The organism is Staphylococcus sp. HMSC059F04, assembly GCF_001812565.1.
In the GTDB taxonomy this organism is placed as follows: domain Bacteria; phylum Bacillota; class Bacilli; order Staphylococcales; family Staphylococcaceae; genus Staphylococcus; species Staphylococcus lugdunensis.
Map to the genome: position 1 here is coordinate 292784 of NZ_KV809468.1, position 23042 is coordinate 315825.

Sequence of the window (23042 nt, forward strand, 5' to 3'; positions counted from 1 at the left end):
TCTTACTGCTGTTTTTCTGAGATTTATGTCCCAGCCTCTCTCAATTTTTATCTATTATGTTTAATTTAACTGAACTTTTAACAATTTTAATGCCTGTACGACGTAGTGACGTAGCTGAACACCCATTTTAAAATCTGTAACCGTTTCGGGCATATCTATAAATGTGTTAAACATGGCTGTCACATGATAGTTCGCAAATAAATCAAATTTATCGCTTGTTGCACAAATAGCTATCGCTGGTTTTTGATGCTTTTCTGCAAGTTCTGCAATACGAATCGTTGTAGTTTCCATTAGACGATCTTCTTCTTTCAAGCCTTCTCCAAAAATAATTAAGTCTGCTTGCTCAATTAACTGATCTAAATGTGTAATTTGATCAACAAGTTCGTGACTCGTTACAATTTCGGCATCATATAAACCTTTCAAGATACCAGCTATCCCTCCACCGGCACCACCACGTTCTATTGGGCCAATTGCTATTTTTAATTCATTTTTAATAAGTTCCCCTAAGTACCAAATCAAATTATCCACTTCAACTGCTGTTTCTCTAGAGATTCCTAGTGTTTGATATGATTGCATTATTTCACTATTCTTACCGTATAGTCTGCTTGAAAAATCAGACATAACTTGAATGTTCACTTCTGCAAGTTTATCATTAACAGCTGTCAAATCCATACGTCTAATATATTTAATTATTTGTGCAACTTTTGTTGCATCAAGCGGCTGTGCCTCATCATCATAAAACGTTGCCCCTAACGCTTGAAGCATGCCGATGCCACCATCAAAGCAATCGAGTCCTCCTAGTGAGATAACAAGATGTTTTGATCCATTATCTAGCGCAGTATTTATCATTTCACCGAGCCCATAACTTGTTCGTGCAGTAATTGGCTTTTTCCCTTTTACAAATAAGCTACCTTCTATAACTGTCGTTCCTTGCTCTGTTTGCCCATATACACTTTCAACCACATTCATATCCGCATCGTGTACATTAAGTCGATATTTAGTGCCTGATTGCCATAAAAAAACCGAGTCCATAAGTTCATGACGTCCATTAAATAATGGGACTTGTACAATATCTGCATCACTAATTTCACTGGCAACCGCTTCTTCTACATAACGGTTTGCCTGATAACTTGAAATGATATCTTTAAATTCATCCATAGCTACTAATACTCTCATCAACAATCACCTCATTAATTCTTTCAAAATCTGTATGTCAATCACTTTCGTTTCTCATCTAACATGATTAATATTTATTATCAACGTCCATTATACATAGCATACCATCTTTTTTCATATTATAAGAAAAAGAGCGGGTAAAAGTCGGTTATGACTTTATCTTCCCGCCCCGAAGTATCATTTTTATCGTTTAACTACATTTTAGATTGCTATAACTTCAAATTTATTATTCTTCTGCTTGAGCTAAAGAGGACACGTTAATATCTCGATGACTCGCATTCCACACCGCTTTGCCATCAACAAAATAAAACGCTTGTGGTGATTCGTGTTTCACTTGTGTTTTGTCAGCAATATAATCAGATAATTTTCTTTCTTCTTGCACAATTAAATAATAACCGTCCATATCTCTTTCATATAAAAACTTATTGAACTGATCATAAGCATTTGCAGATATTGGACATGTGTTACTGTGTTTCAATACAAATACGTATTTATTGTCTTCTAGTACCTGCTCAAACTGGTCAATCGAACTCAGCTTTATAGCCATTCTATTCACCTCTAAAATTTTATCATTTTGTGTAAGTTCATTGATTTCATTTTCATTAATTACTCGATTAAACTACTCAGTGGGTTCAATTATACACATTATATAAGATGTTGTTAACCAATATTTATTAATTTGCATATATTAATAATGTAATATAACAACTTAATGCTGTTTCTGCTTTAATCTTTGATAAAAGTCGTCATCAAGTTTACTTAGGTCTTTACCCTCTTTCGGCAGTTGCTCAACATTAATTTTTTTAATTTGATTACTTAACTTAATTGTAGTTACACGCGTTTCGTAGTAATTTTGTAAACTATAATACATTTCAATGGCATTTTTACGTGCACTATTGACATTTTTGTCAGTAATATTCGTTTGATTAATATCTAGAATTTGCTTTTTAATTAATGGAATAATATGACGATCTACCTCGTCTTCTGGGTGTGCTTTTTGACTATTATTCAAATATTTTTTGGCAGCATTCTTTAAGTCCTCGTTGTTATTTTCTAGTTTTAGCGTTAATTGCTTGGCATCTTCTTGATTTTGAGCATTTTTTATATCTTCTTCAACTTTAGAACGTTTCTTCTCAAATACTTTTGTATAGTCTAAAATCTCTTCATTGGCTTTTATAGATTTATTACACAATTCTATGAAATCCATTAATTCATTTATTTTAGCGCGCTTCTGTTTAACTGTCGCTAAGTAATCTTTCTTTAATGCTTTGGCTTCTTTCGTCTTTGCTGGGGTGGATTTCGCTAATTTTTCATATTTTTCAAATGTAGGCAAAAGATGTCGATGCATATCTTTTTGTAATATTTCAAAATCCTTTTTATTTTTATCGGTTGTATCAGTATTACTTAATTGTTCGATTTGTTTTAATTGGATGCTATCCATCACTTTTTCAACATCTTCTTGTTTAGCTTCTGCAGGTGCTAAGTCTTTTTCAAATTGCTTGGCTGCAGATTGTTTATCGTTGCTACATGAAACGAGCAATAAACAGCATAAGATAATAGAAATAACGGTAAATTTTCTCATATTTGCACTCCTATCAACAAACATTATACAGAAAGCTATTTATAAAGAAAATAAATTATGTTATATTATGGCAGAATTTGACTTTACAAGCCAGGGGAGCTCGCCATGTACGCACAAGTCCAACCATTCATACAAGATACTCAAATGTTAAACGATTTTGCTCATCGGTACAAACAAACGAAAGAAATATTATTTCAATTACTTGATTCACCCGTTCAATTCACACAGCATATTGGTGGCACACGCCATATGAAGTACCCTACTGAACCTATTTTAGATATTTTAGTAGGCGTTGAAAATTTACATCAAATTACTGCTTTAGATGAAAAAAGATTAAACTATGTTGGATTCTATCGTTTGCATCATGCTTATCATAAAAAAGTGATGATGGCTCAATTTAATAATTTGACTGAATTAAAACAAATCAGTCGTCTACATATTATTCAGATGTCTCACCCTATTTTTAAGCAATATCAAACAATTGACCATTTATTAGAGACAGATATTTCATTTGCAACACAATTTGCTAGCTATAAAGAACAGATTATCTCACAACAAACAAGCATTAGAAGTTATGAAGCGCAAAAAGAGGCATTTTTTATACATATAACTCAACATAGAAATTACAAGTTATAAGTGTAGGTAGATTTCTGTAATTATATGCTAAAAGTAGCGTCTATTTTTCAAGCAATTCAATTATAAAGTTGCTATAATAAACATTAGATTATAGAAGTAAGGAAAGGATGCACTTATTTTGAGTCAGGAAGACATCTTAACGGATTTACAGAAGCTCGTACCACGTGACATTATCAAAATAAACGAGCCACTTAAGCATTACACTTATACTAAAACGGGCGGTAATGCTGATTTTTATTTATCTCCAACTAAGAACGAAGAAGTTCAAGCCATAGTCCGCTATGCAAGACAGCATGATATTCCAGTTACATATTTAGGTAATGGTTCAAACATTATCATTCGTGAAGGAGGTATTCGTGGCATTGTCATTAGTTTGTTGTCATTAAACCATATTGCTGTTTCTGATGATGCCATTATTGCTGGTAGTGGTGCAGCGATTATTGATGTATCTAAAGCTGCAAGAGATCATGCTCTAACTGGTCTAGAATTTGCTTGCGGTATTCCTGGTTCCATTGGCGGCGCTGTCTATATGAACGCTGGTGCTTATGGTGGGGAAGTTAAAGATTGCATCGATTACGCTCTATGTGTAAATGAGCAGGGTGATTTACTTAAATTTACCAACCAAGAATTAGAACTTGATTATCGAAACAGTATTGTGCAACAACAACATTTAGTTGTACTAGAAGCTGCTTTTACTTTAGCGCCAGGACAATTAGATGATATACAAGCTAAAATGGACGATTTAACTGAACGTCGTGAAAGTAAACAGCCATTAGAATATCCTTCTTGCGGCAGTGTTTTCCAACGTCCACCTGGACATTTTGCTGGTAAGTTGATCCAAGATTCTAATCTTCAAGGTCATAGAATTGGTGGTGTTGAAGTGTCTAAAAAACACGCTGGCTTTATGGTTAACGTAGATAATGGCACTGCCACAGATTATGAAAATTTAATTCATCATGTTCAACAAGTGGTCAAAGAAAAATTTGATGTAGAGTTGCACCGTGAAGTACGTATTATTGGTGATCCTCCTGACAAACATTAAAATGTCGAGGTGACCTTATTATGCCAATTGTATACGGTTCAATTGTAGATCATGAAACAAGATGCATTCACTATCATACACAATTAGACATTATTGCAATTAAATTCAAATGCTGCCAAAAATATTACCCGTGCTATCAATGCCACAATGAGCATGAGCTTCATGAAATTGAACGCTGGCCTGAACACGAATTTGATATTAAGGCAGTAATGTGTGGCGTGTGTCGACATGAAATGACAATTAATAAATATATGTTGATTGAAAACTGTCCACAATGTAGCGCCCACTTTAATAATCGTTGTAAATTTCATTATCATTTGTATTTCGTAATATAAGGCTTTATATCCCTCTGTTGCTTAACAAATTGAATATTAAAATGTATCACTCAGATAAGAATCTGGGACATCATTAAGTTTTAAGCTATGAACTAAATATTTGCCATAGTTGACTGGATTGAAAATACGCTGATACCAAGTATATTTCAATCCTAGTCAACCTTGCGGGGCGGGACTATGAATTCATTATAAATGTTGTCCTGCTCCCCATTTATCACTTAATCAAATTAACAAAGTACTTTCATACAAATCAATCGCATCATTTTATAAATACTCAATGTAAGCGAGAATGAAAATTTAAAATCACATAACAAGACAATCTTAATTTTACAAAAAATGATGGCATCAATAACAAAAAACGGCAATCTCTATTTTATTTCAATAGAAATTGTCGTTTTTGTTTAAATTGGAATTGATTTAAATTCCAGATATTATTGGTTATACATTAGCTAAACAAGATGTCTTGAAATTTAGGATACCTTTATAGTCATTTTTATTTTTCTACTTGATCTAATATATGGTTTAAGGCCTCGATTTGTTTAATTGTTGTTGTTGTACCACCAGCACTAAAGTACCATAATTTAGGATCAACTTCATATACATGACCTGATTTGATAGCTTTAACATGTTTGATAACATCATTTTTTAGTACCTGTTTGGCTGATGATTTACCGCTAACAACTGAACCTCTATCCATAGCTAAAATAATATCAGGATCTTTTGAAGTTATATATTCATTATTAATATTTTGACCATGTGGACTTGCTTTAACATGTTGATCTGCCGGTTTAAATCCTAATGTGTTAAATAGTAAATCACCAAAGCGTCCACCTGGACCAAATGTTGATAATTCACCTTCATTTACTAATAGATACATCAATGATTTATCTGTTTTTGCTGTACGTTTTTTCGTATCTGCAATTTTTTTATCTAATTCGTCATTTAATGCTTTGGCTTTATCTTCTTTACCGTAAATTTTACCTAAATCTGTAGTTACTTTTTTCATATCTTGTAAATAATTTTTTTCACTAGAACCTACATAAACAATTTTGGCATTCGGCGCTGCTTTTTTAAATTCATCTAAGTTTTTTTGACTTGCCGTACGTCCAGAAATATAAATGACATCTGGTTTTGCTTGTGCGACTCTATCAAAATTAACTTCTTTCATTTTACCAGTGTTGATGTATTTATCATCTTTAAATTCTGATAAAAATTGTGGTACTGATGACACACCTTCACCTTTAGGTAACGCTTTAATCGTATCTTGCACACCAAATGCTTTCATCAAATCCACTGCAGCATAATCAAATACAACTGCACGTTTTGGATTTTTAGGCACTTCTACTGTGTCTTTAATTGTTTTAGCATCACTACCATCTTGTTTCTCTCCGCGTGCTTTATAATTGTTAACTATTTTAACAGTGTCTTTTGTATTTGATGACTTAGCATCTGAGCTTTTATTTCCACTATCTTTACCACATGCCGCTAATATTAAGACAATACTCAAAATTAAAAATAAGATGCTTTTTCTCATAGCTGTATTTCTCCTTTTAATACAATAAATTTCACGTCTTGTTTGCTTTCTGTCGTCGTTAGTTCTATTAGATTAAGTCATAGGTACCCCTCCCACTATAAATTTTATGATTACTATATTTTAGAAAGTAAGTCATCATTATTAAAATAAAGACAAATTTTTTGTCCTCTAATTTCTTCAATCGCAACTGACATATCATATAATCGATTCAATATATGGCTGTCGATAACTTGATCTTTAACGCCCTCTTTTATTACATAACCATCTTTCAATGCAATAATATAATCTGAATAACATGATGCAAAATTAATGTCATGTAAGACGATGACGATTGTTTTATTAAAATCACGGCATAGGCGCTTTAACGTTTGCATAATTTGTACTGAATGTTTCATATCTAAGTTATTAAGTGGTTCATCTAATAAAATATAATCCGTGTCTTGAGCAATTGTCATTGCGATATAGGCACGTTGTCGTTGCCCACCTGACAATGCTTTTATATTACGGTCTCGAATGTGTTGTAAATTTAATAATTTAATGGCTGATTCCACATGCTCCATATCGTCTTTATTTAAGCGCCCTTTACAATACGGAAAACGTCCAAACTGAACTAACTGCTCAACTGTAATATTCATATCCGTATGGTTTGATTGCTTTAATATGCTTAACTTTTTTGCTAAGTCGTTATGATTAAAGTCTTTAATTGCATGACCTTCTATGACAATTTCACCTTGATCATGCTTAACAATTCGACTTATCGCTGATAATAATGTACTTTTCCCAGCGCCATTGGGACCGATTAATGAAGTTAATTTTCCACGTTGAATTGTCACTGTAATATCATGTAAAATCTCTTTCCCTTGTATAGATTGCGTTACGTTTCTCACTTCAATCATGACGACTGTCTCCTTTTCATTAAAAGATAAATAAAGTAACTACCACCAACTAAATCAATAATAATGCTGACTTCTGACGTAGCATCAAATAAGTTTTCAACGATCCATTCTGCAACGAATAAGCCAATCCAACTTAAACATATTGTTACTGGAATCAATATTTTATGTTTGTAAGTACGCATATATTCATGTGCAAGGTTTACTGTTAATAGACCTAAAAAAGTGATTGGTCCAACTAATGCAGTTGAAATAGATACCAACATACATACCAAAATGAGTACACCACGGATCACACGTTCATAATTAATACCTAGGTTAATTGCTTGTGCTCTACCTAGAAGTAGTACATCTAAGTATGCTGCACTTCTATACGCAACTACTACAAGCACAATAAGAAAGACGCCTGATAGCCAAACTAATGTCGTATTAGAACCATTAAAATTAGCGAACATCGCACTTTGAACAGCTAAAAATGCATCAGGATCCATGATTAGTTGAATAAAATTCGTAATACTACGGAAAAAGGTTCCTAAAACAAAGCCAACCAACAGAATGAAATAAACTGAAAAGTGACCTAACTTGAAAATACCTTCAAATAATATTAATGAAAACACAACCATTGTCATGAGTGTGATCGCAAAGTTAATATAGATGTTTGTTTGAATCTCAGATTGTATACCAAATAAAAATACTGGTAAAACTTTGACAAATAGATATACAGAATCTAAACCCATGATAGAAGGTGTTAATAAACGATTTCGCGTAATTGCTTGAAATAATACCACTGCTGTACCAATTGAACCACCAACCAATAAAATTAAAAGCGCTTTACGTAAACGACTTTGAAGTTGATAATCAAAAATATCAGGGTCTAAACCAACAAACAAATAAAATATTGCAGCAATTATCGTAATTCCAATCAGTAGGATTAATTTTTTATTCAAGCTCATTAGCATAATTTTTCCTACCTTTCATTAATAGGATTAAAAAGATAATGGTTCCAAAGACACCTATTGTTAACCCAATATTGATTTCATATGGAAAAACGATTAAACGACCAATAATATCAGAAATAAGCACAAAACAAGCGCCTAATAACATCGTATGTGGCAAAGTATTCTTTAAATGATCTCCTCTATAAATAGAGATAATATTAGGAACGATTAAGCCTAAAAATGGTAACGTACCGACAGTTACAACAACTAAGGCAGTCATCGTTGCAGTAATAAAAAGCGCGATATTAACCATTAATTCATAATTCACTCCCAAATTATGACTAAATTCTTTACCCATACCGACAATTGTAAAATACTGTGCAAACGCATAAGTCACTATTAAAAGTGGAATACTTAAATATAACACTTCATAACGTCCACTTGTAATAATGGCAAAATTACCATTTAGCCAATTACCTATACTTTGTACCGCATTGGTCCTTAACGCAATAAACGTTGTAAAACTAGACACAATACCACCTAACATAATGCCAAGCAACGGTATAAAAATAACTTCTTTCACCTGTATAAGGGATACTAATTTTACAAACAAAGCAGTACCAATTAAGCTGCAACCTACTGCAAACAATAGTTTTAACATAATTGGACTTTCAGGAAAGACAGTAAGTGAGATTAAAATACCTAATTTTGCCCATTCCATAGTTCCGGCCGTCGTTGGACTCACAAATTTATTTTGCATCATATGTTGCATCATTAAACCTGCTAGTGCTATAGAACTACCAGAGATTAAAATACTCACGGTTCGTGGTATACGACTTGAAATCAAAATATTTATCTGTTCTGAAGACAGATGAAAAATATCCGTTAAAGCAAGTTTACTCACACCGACAAATAATGACACGATAGTTAAGATGATGACAAGGGTCACTAACACATAGCTTTTCAATAAAAATTTCATTTTCATTAACCCCAACGTATATATTGAATGCGATAATGATAATCATTATCATTTATTATATTATCGCCCACCACCTTATTTGGCAATACTTATTTTAGAATATTCTGAAATTTATACTTATATTTATAGAAAATCTGTTGTATTTAATTAAAAACAGTGGACGTAAATGCCTTCAACCAATTGTCTGCCACTTCATTATTTTTCTTAAATTAAGACCTATTATGACTAAGTCAAGTCCTCCTGCCCCTTGTTTATTCATCAAACTGACACTCGAGCAAAAGTCAAAATATCACTCATCAACTCAGATTGAGTAAATTCAGAATGAATGTAGATATATAAGCATTTTAGGACGCTATGATACAACGTCTGGACAAATTGTTACGACTCATGTGACAAAGCACATGATATTCAAGATTAGCTGAAGGTATAGACTCGTAAGAAAGCAAACCAATATTACAAATTATTGTAAATAGAACAGCCAGTAAATGAATTTATAAGAAAACTCATTTACTGGCTAATTTTTCTAAGATTGATATCCCCGCTTCAACCATTATGGATAATTATTTTTGTGCTTTATCTAATACTTTATTTAGCTCATCAATTTGTTTAATTGTTGTAGAAGTTGAACCAGAACTGAAGTACCATAATTTTGGATCTAATTCAAAGACATTGTCTTCTTTGACTGCTTTAACATCTTTAATGACATCATTACCTAACACTTGTTTAGCAGTTGATTTACCACCAACAACAGAACCTCTATCCATCGCTAAAATAATTTCAGGATCTTTCTTAGTTATATATTCATTATTTACATTTTGACCATGTGGGCTTGGTTTAACATCTTTATCTGCTGGTTTAAATCCTAATGTGTCAAAGACTAAGCCACCAAAACGTCCACCAGGACCGAATGTTGATAACTCTCCCTCATTTACTAATAAATACATTGTTGATTTATTTACTTTTTTTGCTTTAGTTTTGACGTCAGCAATCTTATCGTCTAATTTCTTGTTTAAATCTTTTGCTTTGTCTTCTTTATTGTAGATTTTACCTAAATTTGTTGTTACTTTTTTCATGTCATTCACATAATTTTTCTCACTAGCACCAACATAAACAACTTTTGCTTTTGGTGCTGCCTTTTTAAATTCATCTAAATTCTTTTGGCTTGCTGTTCTTCCTGAAATATAAATGACATCTGGTTTAGCCGCAGCAATTTTATCAAAATTAACTTCTTTTAAGTTACCTGTATTCTCGTATTTATCTGATTTAAATTCATCTAAAAATTTTGGTAATGAAGCATTATTTTCACCTTTCGGCAAACCTTTAATTTGATCTTCTACACCAAATTCTTTTAATGTATCGAGCGCACCGTAATCTAAAACAATAGCTTTTTTAGGATTTTTAGGAACTTTTACTGTGTTTTTTACTTTTTTAGCGTCACTACCATCTCTTTTATCGCCTTGTGCTTCAAAATTATTATTAATTTTCACTGTGCCTTTTGATTCGCCACTCTTTGTTTCTGAATCTTTAGATTGATTACCACATGCAGCTAGCACTAAGACTAAACTTAAGATTAAAAATAAAACTGTTTTTTTCATTATATATAACTCCTAACGTTTTAATATTTATTGTTGAATTATAAAGCTATTTTTAATGATTAAAGCTTAATACTTCAATGGTATCCCCTCCTTATTTTGCTCTAGTATTGATAATTAAGTGACATCTTCTACTAATTGTTCATCAAAATAAAGACAAATTCGTTGTCCTTTAATACTTTCAATCGCAACATTCATATCATAAAGTTCTTGTAATACCTCTTTTTGAATTACGGCATCCTTTTCATCAGCTTTAACTAATTCACCATCTTTTAAGGCAATAATGTCATCAGAATAGCAAGAGGCAAAGTTAATATCATGTAGGACAATAACAATCGTCTTATTCAATTCACGACATAACCGTCGCAGTGTTTGCATTATTTGTACTGAGTGTTTCATATCCAAATTATTTAAAGGTTCATCTAATAATATGTAGTCAGTATTTTGAGCAATGGTCATTGCAATATATGCACGTTGTCGTTGTCCACCAGATAATGTTTTTAAATCTCGCTGACGTATATCTTCTAAATGTAATAAATTTATTGCATAATCGACTTGTTCATAGTCAGCTTCTTTCATTCGACCTTTTGAATATGGAAATCGTCCAAAATTGACAAGTTGTTCTACAGTGATGTTCATGTCAGTATGGTTTGTTTGCTTTAATATACTTAATTTCTGTGCTAAAAGATTTTTTCTATATGCAGCAATATCAATATCCTCTAATTCTATTGCACCGCTATCGTGTTCGATAATTCGACTAATCGCTGATAACAAGGTGCTTTTTCCAGCACCATTAGGTCCGATAAGTGATGTTAGACGGCCCTTTTGAATATCAACTGATATATCTTTTAATATTGCTTTACCTTGAATCGATTGCGTCATATTTTTTATCCGGATCAATTTGTATTTCTCCTTTTTATTAATAAGTAGATAAAATAACTACCTCCAATGAGATCGATGATAAGACTGACTTCAGTAGTCGCTTCAAATAAGTTTTCAACTATCCATTGTGCAACAAACAAGCTTATCCACCCCATCAATATGGTAGCTGGTAAAATATATTTATGTTGAAAAGTTTTCATAAATTCATGTGCCAAATTTACCGTTAGTAATCCTAGAAAAGTAATAGGACCAACAAGAGCCGTAGATATAGAAACTAATAAAGCCACTAGAATAAGCAACAATCGTGTTACCCTTGAATAATTTACACCTAAGTTCATTGCTTGTGCCCTGCCAAGCAGTAAGACATCTAAATAAGGTAAAATAACAATGATAACAATGACAAGCGTGCACAATAAAATAGCTGAGCCAATGACTAAATTAGAATTAGATGCATCAAAATTTGCAAACATCGCACTTTGTACTGCTAAAAATGAATCAGGATCCATAATTAACTGAATAAAGCTTGTAATACTTCTAAAAAATGTCCCTAAAATAACGCCAACTAGCAGAATAAAATAAACTGAGAAATTGCCCACTTTAAACATAAACTGAAACAAGATTAAGGCAAATAACACCATTCCCACGAGAGTGAGTGCAAAGTTTAAATAAATATTCGTCACAAATTGTGATTGTGCACCTAATAAAAAGATTGGTATAACTTTGGCAAATAAGTAGACACTATCCAGTCCCATAATTGAAGGTGTCAACAAGCGATTTCTCGTAATTGCTTGAAAGACAACTACTGACGTACCAATCGCACCACCTACCAAAATAATTAAAATAAATTTACGAAAACGACTTTGAAACTGATAGTCAAAAATCTCATAATCTAGACCAACAAATAAATAGAATAAAGCCGCAATTACTGTGACACCAATAAGTGCGCACAGCTTTTTATTCAAAGTCATTTGCATAATTTTTCCTACCTTTCATTAATAAGACAAGGAAAATCACTGTGCCAAAGACGCCAATCGTTAAGCCAATATTTATTTCAAATGGATAAACAATCAGTCGTCCTATGATATCTGAAAACAACACAAAACATGCGCCTAACATCATTGTATGTGGGAGCGCGTTTTTCAAATGATCCCCGCGATATATTGAAATGATATTGGGAACAATAAGTCCAAGAAAAGGTAGTGTTCCCACTGTAACAACTACAAGTGCTGTAATACTAGCCGTAATAAATAATGCAATTCGAACAATCTGTTCATAATTCACACCTAAATTGTGGCTAAAGTCCTTACCCATACCAGCAATGGTAAAATGATTGGCAAAGATATATGTAATGATTAATAGTGGAATGCTTAAATATAAAATTTCATAGCGCCCACTCGTGATAATGGCAAAATTCCCATTAAGCCAGTTACCAATGCTCTGTACTGCGTTTGTTCTTAAAGCAATAAATGTCGTAAAACTAGACACTATGCCACCCAACATAATACCAAGTAAAGGTACAAATATAACTTCCTTCACTCTTATCATCTCGATTAATTTTACAAATAAAAAAGTTCCAAAAAGGCTACATAAAACGGCAAAAGCAAGTTTCAGTAAGATATGTCCTTGAGGAAAGCAAACGAGAGAGATAAGTATACCTAGCTTTGCCCACTCCATCGTACCTGCAGTTGTGGGACTAACAAATTTATTTTGCATCATTTGCTGCATAATTAAGCCAGCTAATGCTAATGTACTACCAGAAATCAGTATACTTACTGTCCGAGGTATACGGCTCGAAAGCAGTATGTTTAACTGTTCTTTTGTTAAATGAAAGATATCAGTAATTGATAATTGGCTAACGCCAACAAACAATGAAATGATTGACATTATCACTAAACAAATAAGCAGTGTATAGCCTTTTAATAGCAATTTCATTTCCTACATGCTCCTTCAATAATCTACAAATGCTCGCGAAGATAAATCCTTCGACAATGATAATCATTATCATTTATTACTATCTTATCGTTTATAAATATGTTTTTCAATATGTTTTTTTATTTTTGATATTAATCAAAACTACAGATAAATTGGTTAAATCTATTAGTTATTTTGTTATAACAATTATGATATTTAAATAGCTGAGTAAATTATGATTAATGATTGGCAGCCATATTAGCGGATTGTTTTGATTAGACGTTAATATGCAACTGACAAATTGTCATGGTATTGAAGCTTCACATAAAAAAACAAACCCAACGATTAGTCAGGTTTGTTCATTAGCATATCTTATTTGCTATTATCTTTTAATTTTCAAAAATGAAATCTTCGTCACGTAATGCTTCAACATTTAATGCTAATGTGTAGCCATCACCTTTAACTGAGAAGAAGTCATGATTTTTAGTCGTTGTGTCTAAGGCATTTTCAATAATTGGATTAAAATCTTTTTCCTCAAAGTAAGGATCAAATCCCAAGTTTGATAATGCTTTATTACCATTGTATTTCACGTAGTTCAATACATCTTCAGTTAAACCAATGTCATCGTAAAGCATATGTGTATAAGAGACTTCATTACTATATAAATCTTCTAACAGTACATACATTTCTTTATCCGCTTGTTGTTTTTCATTTTCAGATAATTCATTGCGTAAACTTTGTGCATCAATACCAGTAAAGACACCATGAATTGATTCATCTAGAAGAATTTTACGGATAATTTCGCCCGACGTTGTCATTTTACCTTGTCCAGCAAGATAAAGTGGGTAGTAAAAACCAGAATAAAATAAGAATGTCTCTAAAAATACGCTTGATACCCGAGCAATATATTGATCATAAATTGAAGCTTCTTTACCCCAAAGCTTATGATAGTTTTCGATAATTTTATCTGCTTTATATTTTAGGTGTGGTTCTTCAATTACCCATGTATCTAATAAATAGTTTGTTTCACTAGATGGCAAAAGCGTCGTAAAAATATGAGAGTAGCTTTTAGCATGAATTTGTTCCATCATGGCCATAAATGAATAAACTGCTTTTTTACGTAAATCAGTTGTATGTAGCATAATCAATGGCATACCATCATCTGCTTGATGTGTGTCTAGTCCAGTCAATCCAGCTAGTGCTCTCTTAAATGTATTTCTCTCATCATCCGTTAACGTCTTCCAACTTGCGATATCTTTTGACACTTTAAACTCTGTTTCCACCCACATTTGTGAGATGTTTTGACGCCAAAACATATTTGTCATATCTTCTTGTGTATTCCAATTGACTGCCTTCATATAATGATAATTCCTCCTATCGTTTGTTTATAAGTCATTCATATTAACAATTGGCGTATATGTGCACAAAAAGCAAAAGCATTTCTGCAAAGCGTTTGCGAATTGATGACATACCTAACCTATCTTGTTTACTGTATTACTTTATATGGGGTCCAGCTTGCTTTACTCGTTAAAATGCAGATTGCATTTCTCATTGCTAAGACCCCGGTTTTCTCTTTAAACAGAGTCACGTGTATTGTTTAAATTGCACAGCTTGTACATTCTTCTACACTTAATAGTTTGTTACGTGTGTAATATAACGATTTAAGTCCTTTATAATGGGCATACACATATAGACGTGATAATTCACGTGTAGAAATCTCTGAATTTACATATAAAATTGTTGAGATTCCTTGGTCAATATGCGTTTGAATTGTTGCAATTAAATCGATTAACTTCATTTGATCAGTATTAAATGCTGATTTATAGTACCACATTGTTTCAGGTGATAAGAAAGGCATAGGATAAAATGTTTCAGCATTTCCATATGTACGGCGTTCTATTTGATCAACGATAGGCATAACAGAGCTTGTTGCATTCTGTACATATGAAATACTTTGTGTCGGTGCGATAGCTAAGCGATAAGCATGATATAAACCATGTGCTTCAACTTGTTGCTGTAAAGCTTTCCAATCTTCAGCAGTAGGAATTTCTATTCCTTCGAATAACTGTTGAACTTTAGCGAAACGTGGTGTGATATCTTGTGCCGTGTAAAAACTAAAGTATTTTCCATTTGCATAATCTGATTGTTCAAAATCTTGATATACTTGGCCACGTTCCTTAGCAATTTGCATTGAGCGCTCAAGTGAATAATAGTTCATCATCATAAAGAAGACATTCGCAAAATCTTTTGCCTCTTCAGACTCATAACCAATTTTATTTTTTGCAAAATAACCGTGTAGGTTCATTACACCGAGACCTACTGAATGTAACTCACTATTAGCTTTGCGCACACCTGGTGCATTTTGAATATTCGCTTCATCACTTACAACAGTTAACGCATCCATACCTGTAAATACAGAATCTCTAAACTTACCTGTCTCCATCACATTAACAATATTTAAAGAGCCTAAATTACATGAGATATCACGTTTAATTTCATCATCAATACCATAGTCGTTAATAATTGATGTCTCTTGTAATTGGAAAATTTCTGTACACAGATTGCTCATTTTAATTTGACCAATATTAGAATTAGCGTGTACTTTGTTCGCATTATCTTTAAACATTAAATATGGATAACCTGATTGTAATTGTGTTTGTGCAATTGTATTCAACATTTCACGTGCATCTTTTTTCTTCTTGATTATATTAGGATTGGCAACCATATCATCGTAATACTGCTCTAAATCGATATCATCAAGTGTTACACCATACTCTTGTTTAACTGTGTGTGGCGCAAACATATAAAAATCTTTTCCTTCTTTAGCTAAATCAAAGAATTTTGATGGCACAATTAAGCCTGTTGAAATCGTTGATAGACGTAAATCCTCGTCAGCATTAACCTTTTTAGTATCTAAAAATTCTTCAACATCATAGTGGAATATATTTAAATATACAGCACCTGCACCTGGACGTTGTCCTAGTTGGTCTGCATAACTAAATCCACCTTCTAGTGATTTTGCGACTGGTAATACCCCTTTAGCCACACCTTTAATTCCTTTAATTGCTTCACCACGAGCACGTAATTTAGATAAATTAATGGCTACACCGCCACCGATTTTACTTAATTGTTTTGCTGTTGAATCAATAAAGTTAATAGAATTTAAACTATCATCTACTTCTAATAAAAAGCATGAGACTAATTCACCACGTCGAGCGCGACCTGCGTTTAAAAATGTCGGCGTCGCTGGTTGATAACGTTGTTCTACCATGGCTGAGATAAATTGTTTTGCTTGTGCTTTATTACCATTAGCTAAATACAGTGCTACGATTGTCACGTGCTGATTATAATCTTCCAAATATTGTGATTTATCATTCGTTTTTAACGCGTAATCTTTATAAAACTTACTTGCTGACATATAACTTGCAAAGTTAAATTCAATTGACTTGGCAAAATCAGTTATCTCACGTAAGTCTATCTCACTATATTTATCGAACACATTAAAATAAAAATCATGGTCTACTAAATAATGTAAGCGCTCAATTTCGTCATCAAAGTAAATTGTTTTATCGTGAATCTCTTCAAGATAAACCTTTAATGCTTCTTGATCTTTCTCTAAATTAAAGAAACCACTCTCTTTACGTTTGGTTACTTCATTATTTAGTTCAATATGATTGTATTTTTTCTCGTTCATAATTTTCATTAAATTGACCCACCTTGTCCTTAAATTCTTTCACGTCACTGTTTGATCCTTGAACCTCAAATTTCATTAGTAATGGCACGTTATATTGTTCAGAAATCGTCTGTCCAGCCTTCGCAAAGTTTTGTCCCCAGTTGCGATTGCCGCTTGCAGCAACTGCTTGCAAGTGCTGATGATTGACTTGTAGAAATTGCTGTACTTCTTGTGGCACTTCACCAAAGCCAATTGTCCCTGTTACTAAAATATAAGGCTCATTTACTTCTTCTTGACAATTATCTTCTGTTATTTCCATAACATCTGATAATTCGGTTCTTTTAATAAATCGTTGAACATTTCCTGAAAATGAAAAATAAATAACTTTCATTTAATCGCCTTCTTTCATCAATCTTGTATTAAAAAATAAAGATTTCTTGCTAGAAACCGAATTGCACTAGTATTGCATGGATATGTGTCGTGTTGTTTATAACATGTTCATTTGTTACTGCGTACTATGTTGTTTAGTATAAATTCATGTTATGTTCTAAAATACGTCATAACAAATTAAACGCTATCGCTCATTTTTTCTGTGCTGATGAAACATCATTAGACTATCATTTATGTCAGTCATCCATTTTATAGTTGTTCAATGCCTCATATAAACACTACATCTTGTGTATAAAGCAAAAACGAACTATATGTATAATAGTAAAATTTCTCTAATGCATAACGAATATGGTGAGAAATTAGCCTTATTTAGTGTTATTTTGCTTAAATATTGACTTTTTTATTGCATTCTATTTTAGAAGTAAACACTATATATTGTGTTGGTTTTCAAAATCCAACACAACATTCTGTGTTTCATTATACATAATATCCTTAATTATTAAAAGTTTGAGATTGCTACTTAACGTTCGGAATTTCGAATAAACGTGCGTCACTGTAAGTTTAAAATAGCTCAAAAAAATATTTTACATTTTTGTGAGCATTAATGCTTGCATTTATAAAATTTTTCTCAAATAGCTTTATCGTCCGGGTTGACGTCATTTTTGAAGCTATTAATTCAAACATAAAAATATGGCATACAATCTTAATTTAAAATTCTATACAAATATTCCGGATATTTAATTTGTTTCCAAATAGAACATATGTTCGTTTTTTAATTATAAACGATTGCATTATATATTTCAAGTTCCAATGCATAGATTGCTTTTTTATGCTATCATATATAAGTTAAAATTTATTATTGGGGCGATTAACAGTGAATCCAAAAGTGAAAGGTATTATTGCTATCCTCATTTCTGCTATTGGCTTTAGTTTTATGTCAGTTTTTTTTAGACTTGCCGGTGATTTACCTGTCTTTCAAAAGTCGTTAGCACGAAATTTTGTTGCTATGTTTATACCCTTATTTTTTATTTATAAATATAAACAGCCAATGTTCGGTAAACTTCGTAATCAACCATTATTGATTGGACGGTCTACCCTTGGGTTGATTGGCGTATTACTCAACATCTTTGCCATAGATCATATGGTGTTAAGTGATGCCGATACACTAATGAAACTTAATCCATTTTGGACTATCCTATTAAGTTTACTATTCTTACATGAAAAAGTGCGAAAATATCAAATATCTGCGATGATTATTGCCATTATGGGTATGTTGCTTATAGTTAAGCCCGAATTTTCTTCTGCAATGCTTCCATCATTAGCAGGATTATTTTCAGGAATATTTGCTGCATCAGCTTATACATGTGTGCGCGCACTGAGCAGACGTGAACAACCTTACACGATTGTTTTTTACTTCTCATTATTTTCCGTGATTGTGTTGATCCCGTTTTCCATCGCAACATTTGAGCCAATGACAACAACCCAAATACTATATCTTTTAGGTGCAGGGCTTGCAGCAGCTGTAGGTCAAATAGGTATCACATTAGCTTATAGTTTTGCTGCGGCGAAAGATATTTCAATATTCACGTATGCTTCTATCATTTTTACTGCACTATTTGGTTTTATTTTATTTGGCGAAACACCAGATATGTATGCTATAGTCGGCTATATTATTATCATTAGTGCAAGTTACTATATGTTTGACCAAGCACGACGTGAATCAAATGCACAACAATCACATTAAAGGAGCGGTAATATGACTCAAGGACGTCAAGAAGAGGAAATGAAAGACATTACATTATTAGGTAACCAAAATAACCATTATCAATTTGATTACCGTCCAGATGTATTAGAAACATTTGTTAACAAACATCAAGGAAGAGACTATTTCGTTAAATTTAACTGTCCAGAATTTACGTCACTCTGCCCTATCACAGGTCAACCCGACTTTGCTACAATCTATATCTCATATATCCCGAATGTTAAAATGGTTGAGTCAAAGTCACTAAAACTATATTTGTTTAGCTTTAGAAATCACGGTGATTTTCATGAAGATTGTATGAATATTATTATGAACGATCTTATTGAGTTAATGGACCCTCACTATATTGAAGTATGGGGTAAATTCACGCCTCGAGGTGGTATATCTATAGATCCATATACAAATTATGGTCGTCCAGATACTAAATATGCACGCATGGCCGAACATCGTCTGATGAATCATGATATGTATCCAGAAAAAATTGACAACCGCTAGTTTGATTATTTAAAGTTATCCATCACCACTAATTGTGACAACTTAGTGGTGATCTTTTTTTATTTACAAAATATTTTACAAAATGTTCTTGCATATTTATTAATAAAAGCGTATTTTATTAATATCATTGAAATTCAGTAAGCATTGCGTATGTTGATTGAATTCTATTTTACTGAATATTCTTAATATTTAATCATTTCAAAATAATATTGCTAATAAATTGTCAGAATAGTAAAATTTATTTACTGAGTTTCAAATTGAAAGTACAGAAAGGTTTCTTTGGACACCCTAAAGGCTTGGGCGTATTGTTCTTCGTAGAGTTTTGGGAACGTTTTAGTTACTACGGCATGCGTGCAATGCTTATTTTTTATATGTACTATGCTATCAATCAAGGCGGATTAGGTATTGATAAAGCAACTGCCATGTCTATTATGTCCGTATATGGTGCATTAATTTACATGTCATCTATTCCAGGTGCCTGGATTGCTGACCGTATCACTGGAACACGTGGTGCGACATTGATTGGCGCCGTCTTAATTATTATAGGTCACGTATGTTTGAGTTTACCTTTCCAAATGTTTGGATTATTTGCATCAATGTTCTTTATTATTGTTGGTTCTGGCTTAATGAAACCAAATATTTCAAATATTGTTGGTCGTCTATACCCAGAAAATGATGTTCGAATTGACGCTGGGTTTGTTATTTTCTACATGTCAGTTAACTTAGGCGCACTCATCTCACCTATTATTTTACAAAATTTCTTAGATGTGAATAACTTCCACGGTGGTTTCTTAATTGCAGCTATTGGTATGGCTTTGGGATTAGTTTGGTATATTTTATTTAACCGTAAAACATTAGGCCAAGTCGGCATGCAACCGACTAACCCGCTTACTGCTGAAGAAAAGAAAAAATACACATTTATTATCGTTGCTATAGTTGCTGTGATTACAGCTGTATTAATTGTCACTTACTTGACAAATACATTGTCATTTAACTTAGTAAGTAATACCGTACTCGTACTTGGTATTGTTTTACCAATTATCTATTTTGCAACTATGATATACAGTAAAGATGTCGATGATACTGAACGTTCACGTGTGAAAGCCTTTATTCCTTTATTTATTCTAGGTATGATTTTCTGGTCTATTCAAGAACAGGGTTCTAATGTCTTGAATATTTACGGACTAGAAAAATCAGATATGCATTTAAATATATTCGGTTGGACAACTCGTTTTGGAGAAGCTTGGTTCCAATCTATTAACCCTTTGTTTATCCTATTATTTGCACCACTTATTTCATTAATGTGGATGAAAATGGGTAAAAAGCAACCTTCATTGCCAGTTAAATTCGCTCTTGGTACATTTTTAGCTGGACTATCATATTTAATTATGGGCTTAATTGGCGTTTCTTATGGATCAACAACATTTAGTGTCAACTGGGTTATTTTATCTTATGTCATTTGTGTAGTTGGGGAACTTTGTTTATCACCTACTGGTAACAGTGCTGCTGTTAAACTCGCACCAAAATCATTCAATGCACAAATGATGAGCGTGTGGTTGCTTACTAATGCATCAGCGCAAGCAATTAACGGTACAGTCGTGAAGTATATTGATGACTTAGGTCAAACTACATACTTTATCCTTCTCGGTAGTATTGCTGTTGTCGTAACGCTTATTGTTCTTGCCTTCACACCAATCATTAAGAAAGCCATGAAAGGTATTCATTAATCACATTCTTATAACAAGTAAAAACATACTAAGATTAGCTATGAAGAAATCTATGACGATAGATTTTTTCATAGCTATTTTTTTATAGTTATAGAGCCTGGGATATAATTATGTTTTAAACTATGAATTAAATATTTACAGTAGTTGACTGGATTGAAAATACGCTTATACCAAGCTTTTTTCAATCTTAGTCAACCTTGTCGGGGCGGGACTACGAATTTATAATGAATTCTGTCCCGCTCTCACATTTTTTGTATTACCATACACTAAATCTTAAAATTAAGGGTAAGTATGTAAAGTGATACCTTTTAGAAAGAAGGCATAATTATGACAGACAAATACAATCATGGCGTATTATTTTATCATGAACACAGTGGTTTAAAGGATATATATAATGGTTTAGGTGAAGTGACAAAAGCATTAAGTTCAATATGTAAACATCTATCCATTCAATTGAGTGAAAACGAAGGAGACATTATTAAATATTGTCAGAAGATTAAGCAAGGTGATTATGGTCAAAAAATTGATATTTTATTTATTTTAGGTGGGGATGGCACCGTTAATGAAATGGTTAACGGCGTGATGAAACATCAGCTAGATTTGCCTATTGGTATTATCCCAGGTGGTACGTTTAATGATTTTACAAAAACGCTTAACATTCATCCTAACTTTAAACAAGCTAGTGAACAACTTAAATATGCACAAATTGGTCAGTATGATGTCATTCAAGTGAATAAAGAATTCGCCCTTAATTTCGTTGGGCTAGGTTTGATTGTGCAAAATGCAGAAAATGTGCAAAACGGTGCGAAAGATATATTTGGTAAATTAAGTTATATCGGTTCAACCGTAAAAACATTAATGGATCCGAGTAACTTTGATTTTACTTTAACAATTGATGGTGAAAAAACAACTGGCAATACTTCAATGCTGCTTATTGCGAATGGTCCTAATATTGGAGGTAGTCGTATTCCGCTCACAGATTTATCACCACAAGATGGTAAATTGAATACATTTATTTTTGACGAGCAAAGTTTCAGCATATTAAATGATATTTTCAAAAAAAGAGATAGCATGAACTGGAATGAAATCACTCAAGGTATTGACCATATCTCAGGTAAGGATATTCGAATTGATACAAAACCGATCATGAAAGTAGATATAGATGGTGAAATTCGACTAGAAACACCGCTTGATATTAAAGTGTTGCCCAAAGCATTAAAATTATTAACCATCCCTACATAAAATTGATAAACAATTTTGGACATAAATATAAAGGATTAAAATTACATGTTACTACGTAGTATTTATGGCGAGACTCCCGAGGAAGCAGTGCCAGTCGAAGACAGGGGCCCCAACAAAGAGAAATGCGAAAAGCATTTCGCCAAGCAAAACAAGTTGGAGTGCTGAGACGGCACCCTAGGAAAGCGAAGCCATTCAATACGAAACATTGTGAAAATAGAAAACAGCAGCAAGATATTTTCTAATTGAAAATAAT

General features: G+C 32.7%; 21 protein-coding genes. 7 read left to right on the top strand and 14 right to left on the bottom strand.

Translation table 11 applies throughout. The features are described 5' to 3' along the window. Window positions 1–60: 60 nt before the first annotated feature. From HMPREF2864_RS06310 to HMPREF2864_RS06320, 3 genes are all read right to left on the bottom strand, one after another. Entirely contained in the window at window positions 61–1176 is a 1116-nt protein-coding gene (locus HMPREF2864_RS06310) for a glycerate kinase (protein ID WP_070572145.1), read from the bottom strand. Window positions 1177–1402: 226 nt separating this feature from the next. Continuing rightward, on the bottom strand, window positions 1403–1723 hold the full coding sequence (gene ytxJ, locus HMPREF2864_RS06315; RefSeq protein ID WP_002459728.1) for a bacillithiol system redox-active protein YtxJ: 321 nt from the start codon (window positions 1721–1723) through the stop codon (window positions 1403–1405). A gap of 162 nt (window positions 1724–1885) precedes the next feature. Then, window positions 1886–2758 carry an EMYY motif lipoprotein gene (locus tag HMPREF2864_RS06320; RefSeq protein WP_037543067.1) on the bottom strand — a complete coding sequence of 291 codons (873 nt, stop codon included), beginning with the start codon at window positions 2756–2758 and terminating at the stop codon, window positions 1886–1888. 105 nt (window positions 2759–2863) lie between these two features. On the opposite strand from HMPREF2864_RS06320, the gene HMPREF2864_RS06325 reads away from it, so the two are divergent. From HMPREF2864_RS06325 to HMPREF2864_RS06335, 3 genes are all read left to right on the top strand, one after another. Continuing rightward, window positions 2864–3394, top strand: coding sequence for a GrpB family protein (locus tag HMPREF2864_RS06325; RefSeq protein ID WP_070545048.1), 531 nt, complete (start codon window positions 2864–2866; stop codon window positions 3392–3394). A gap of 115 nt (window positions 3395–3509) precedes the next feature. Next, window positions 3510–4436 carry a UDP-N-acetylmuramate dehydrogenase gene (gene murB, locus HMPREF2864_RS06330; RefSeq protein ID WP_037540664.1) on the top strand — a complete coding sequence of 309 codons (927 nt, stop codon included), beginning with the start codon at window positions 3510–3512 and terminating at the stop codon, window positions 4434–4436. A gap of 20 nt (window positions 4437–4456) precedes the next feature. Further along, window positions 4457–4771: a CHY zinc finger protein gene (locus HMPREF2864_RS06335; RefSeq protein WP_002459732.1), complete on the top strand. Its 315-nt coding sequence runs from the start codon at window positions 4457–4459 to the stop codon at window positions 4769–4771. 493 nt (window positions 4772–5264) lie between these two features. Here HMPREF2864_RS06335 and HMPREF2864_RS06340 read toward each other — a convergent pair whose 3' ends face one another. The 11 genes from HMPREF2864_RS06340 to nrdI form a co-directional block, all read right to left on the bottom strand. Next, window positions 5265–6305 carry a ferrated catecholamine ABC transporter substrate-binding lipoprotein SstD gene (locus HMPREF2864_RS06340; RefSeq protein ID WP_070545049.1) on the bottom strand — a complete coding sequence of 347 codons (1041 nt, stop codon included), beginning with the start codon at window positions 6303–6305 and terminating at the stop codon, window positions 5265–5267. 113 nt (window positions 6306–6418) lie between these two features. After that, on the bottom strand, window positions 6419–7201 hold the full coding sequence (locus HMPREF2864_RS06345; protein WP_002492142.1) for an iron ABC transporter ATP-binding protein: 783 nt from the start codon (window positions 7199–7201) through the stop codon (window positions 6419–6421). Continuing rightward, on the bottom strand, window positions 7198–8157 hold the full coding sequence (locus HMPREF2864_RS06350) for an iron chelate uptake ABC transporter family permease subunit (protein WP_002459735.1): 960 nt from the start codon (window positions 8155–8157) through the stop codon (window positions 7198–7200). The genes HMPREF2864_RS06345 and HMPREF2864_RS06350 overlap by 4 nt, the downstream gene beginning before the upstream one ends. After that, complete coding sequence (locus HMPREF2864_RS06355) at window positions 8138–9115, bottom strand: ABC transporter permease (RefSeq protein ID WP_002492143.1); 978 nt, start codon at window positions 9113–9115, stop codon at window positions 8138–8140. The genes HMPREF2864_RS06350 and HMPREF2864_RS06355 overlap by 20 nt, the downstream gene beginning before the upstream one ends. 560 nt (window positions 9116–9675) lie before the next feature. Then, on the bottom strand, window positions 9676–10710 hold the full coding sequence (locus HMPREF2864_RS06360) for a ferrated catecholamine ABC transporter substrate-binding lipoprotein SstD (protein WP_002459737.1): 1035 nt from the start codon (window positions 10708–10710) through the stop codon (window positions 9676–9678). Window positions 10711–10824: 114 nt separating this feature from the next. Beyond that, complete coding sequence (locus HMPREF2864_RS06365) at window positions 10825–11607, bottom strand: iron ABC transporter ATP-binding protein (protein ID WP_002459738.1); 783 nt, start codon at window positions 11605–11607, stop codon at window positions 10825–10827. After that, a complete protein-coding gene (locus tag HMPREF2864_RS06370; protein WP_002459739.1) occupies window positions 11604–12563 on the bottom strand; it encodes an iron chelate uptake ABC transporter family permease subunit in 960 nt (319 codons plus the stop codon). The genes HMPREF2864_RS06365 and HMPREF2864_RS06370 overlap by 4 nt, the downstream gene beginning before the upstream one ends. Beyond that, the gene (locus HMPREF2864_RS06375; protein ID WP_002459740.1) at window positions 12544–13521 is read right to left on the bottom strand and encodes an ABC transporter permease; all 978 of its coding nucleotides are present in this window, start codon (window positions 13519–13521) and stop codon (window positions 12544–12546) included. Before HMPREF2864_RS06375 ends, HMPREF2864_RS06370 begins: the two co-directional genes overlap by 20 nt. A gap of 368 nt (window positions 13522–13889) precedes the next feature. Beyond that, entirely contained in the window at window positions 13890–14858 is a 969-nt protein-coding gene (nrdF, locus tag HMPREF2864_RS06380; protein WP_002459741.1) for a class 1b ribonucleoside-diphosphate reductase subunit beta, read from the bottom strand. 239 nt (window positions 14859–15097) lie between these two features. Next, window positions 15098–17203, bottom strand: coding sequence for a class 1b ribonucleoside-diphosphate reductase subunit alpha (nrdE, locus tag HMPREF2864_RS06385; RefSeq protein WP_002459742.1), 2106 nt, complete (start codon window positions 17201–17203; stop codon window positions 15098–15100). Continuing rightward, complete coding sequence (gene nrdI / locus HMPREF2864_RS06390; RefSeq protein ID WP_002459743.1) at window positions 17166–17564, bottom strand: class Ib ribonucleoside-diphosphate reductase assembly flavoprotein NrdI; 399 nt, start codon at window positions 17562–17564, stop codon at window positions 17166–17168. Before nrdI ends, nrdE begins: the two co-directional genes overlap by 38 nt. A gap of 873 nt (window positions 17565–18437) precedes the next feature. Here nrdI and HMPREF2864_RS06395 point away from each other — a divergent pair. From HMPREF2864_RS06395 to HMPREF2864_RS06410, 4 genes are all read left to right on the top strand, one after another. Beyond that, the gene (locus tag HMPREF2864_RS06395) at window positions 18438–19307 is read left to right on the top strand and encodes a DMT family transporter (protein ID WP_002459744.1); all 870 of its coding nucleotides are present in this window, start codon (window positions 18438–18440) and stop codon (window positions 19305–19307) included. A 12-nt stretch (window positions 19308–19319) separates the two neighbouring features. Continuing rightward, a complete protein-coding gene (gene queF / locus HMPREF2864_RS06400; protein ID WP_002459745.1) occupies window positions 19320–19820 on the top strand; it encodes a preQ(1) synthase in 501 nt (166 codons plus the stop codon). Between the two features lie 257 nt (window positions 19821–20077). Next, a complete protein-coding gene (locus HMPREF2864_RS06405; RefSeq protein WP_256277701.1) occupies window positions 20078–21547 on the top strand; it encodes a peptide MFS transporter in 1470 nt (489 codons plus the stop codon). 327 nt (window positions 21548–21874) lie between these two features. Next, window positions 21875–22789: a diacylglycerol/lipid kinase family protein gene (locus HMPREF2864_RS06410; RefSeq protein WP_070545050.1), complete on the top strand. Its 915-nt coding sequence runs from the start codon at window positions 21875–21877 to the stop codon at window positions 22787–22789. Window positions 22790–23042: the final 253 nt, after the last annotated feature.

Excerpts from the sequence above, each read along its gene's own strand:
- HMPREF2864_RS06370 (WP_002459739.1), bottom strand. The coding sequence starts at position 12,563 with ATGCAAATGACTTTGAATAAAAAGCTGTGCGCACTTATTGGTGTCACA.
- nrdI (WP_002459743.1), bottom strand. The coding sequence starts at position 17,564 with ATGAAAGTTATTTATTTTTCATTTTCAGGAAATGTTCAACGATTTATT.
- HMPREF2864_RS06310 (WP_070572145.1), bottom strand. The coding sequence starts at position 1,176 with ATGAGAGTATTAGTAGCTATGGATGAATTTAAAGATATCATTTCAAGT.
- HMPREF2864_RS06345 (WP_002492142.1), bottom strand. The coding sequence starts at position 7,201 with ATGATTGAAGTGAGAAACGTAACGCAATCTATACAAGGGAAAGAGATT.
- HMPREF2864_RS06320 (WP_037543067.1), bottom strand. The coding sequence starts at position 2,758 with ATGAGAAAATTTACCGTTATTTCTATTATCTTATGCTGTTTATTGCTC.
- HMPREF2864_RS06340 (WP_070545049.1), bottom strand. The coding sequence starts at position 6,305 with ATGAGAAAAAGCATCTTATTTTTAATTTTGAGTATTGTCTTAATATTA.
- HMPREF2864_RS06355 (WP_002492143.1), bottom strand. The coding sequence starts at position 9,115 with ATGAAATTTTTATTGAAAAGCTATGTGTTAGTGACCCTTGTCATCATC.
- nrdF (WP_002459741.1), bottom strand. The coding sequence starts at position 14,858 with ATGAAGGCAGTCAATTGGAATACACAAGAAGATATGACAAATATGTTT.
- queF (WP_002459745.1), top strand. The coding sequence starts at position 19,320 with ATGACTCAAGGACGTCAAGAAGAGGAAATGAAAGACATTACATTATTA.
- HMPREF2864_RS06360 (WP_002459737.1), bottom strand. The coding sequence starts at position 10,710 with ATGAAAAAAACAGTTTTATTTTTAATCTTAAGTTTAGTCTTAGTGCTA.
- nrdE (WP_002459742.1), bottom strand. The coding sequence starts at position 17,203 with ATGAAAATTATGAACGAGAAAAAATACAATCATATTGAACTAAATAAT.
- HMPREF2864_RS06335 (WP_002459732.1), top strand. The coding sequence starts at position 4,457 with ATGCCAATTGTATACGGTTCAATTGTAGATCATGAAACAAGATGCATT.
- HMPREF2864_RS06350 (WP_002459735.1), bottom strand. The coding sequence starts at position 8,157 with ATGCTAATGAGCTTGAATAAAAAATTAATCCTACTGATTGGAATTACG.
- HMPREF2864_RS06410 (WP_070545050.1), top strand. The coding sequence starts at position 21,875 with ATGACAGACAAATACAATCATGGCGTATTATTTTATCATGAACACAGT.
- ytxJ (WP_002459728.1), bottom strand. The coding sequence starts at position 1,723 with ATGGCTATAAAGCTGAGTTCGATTGACCAGTTTGAGCAGGTACTAGAA.
- HMPREF2864_RS06325 (WP_070545048.1), top strand. The coding sequence starts at position 2,864 with ATGTACGCACAAGTCCAACCATTCATACAAGATACTCAAATGTTAAAC.
- HMPREF2864_RS06375 (WP_002459740.1), bottom strand. The coding sequence starts at position 13,521 with ATGAAATTGCTATTAAAAGGCTATACACTGCTTATTTGTTTAGTGATA.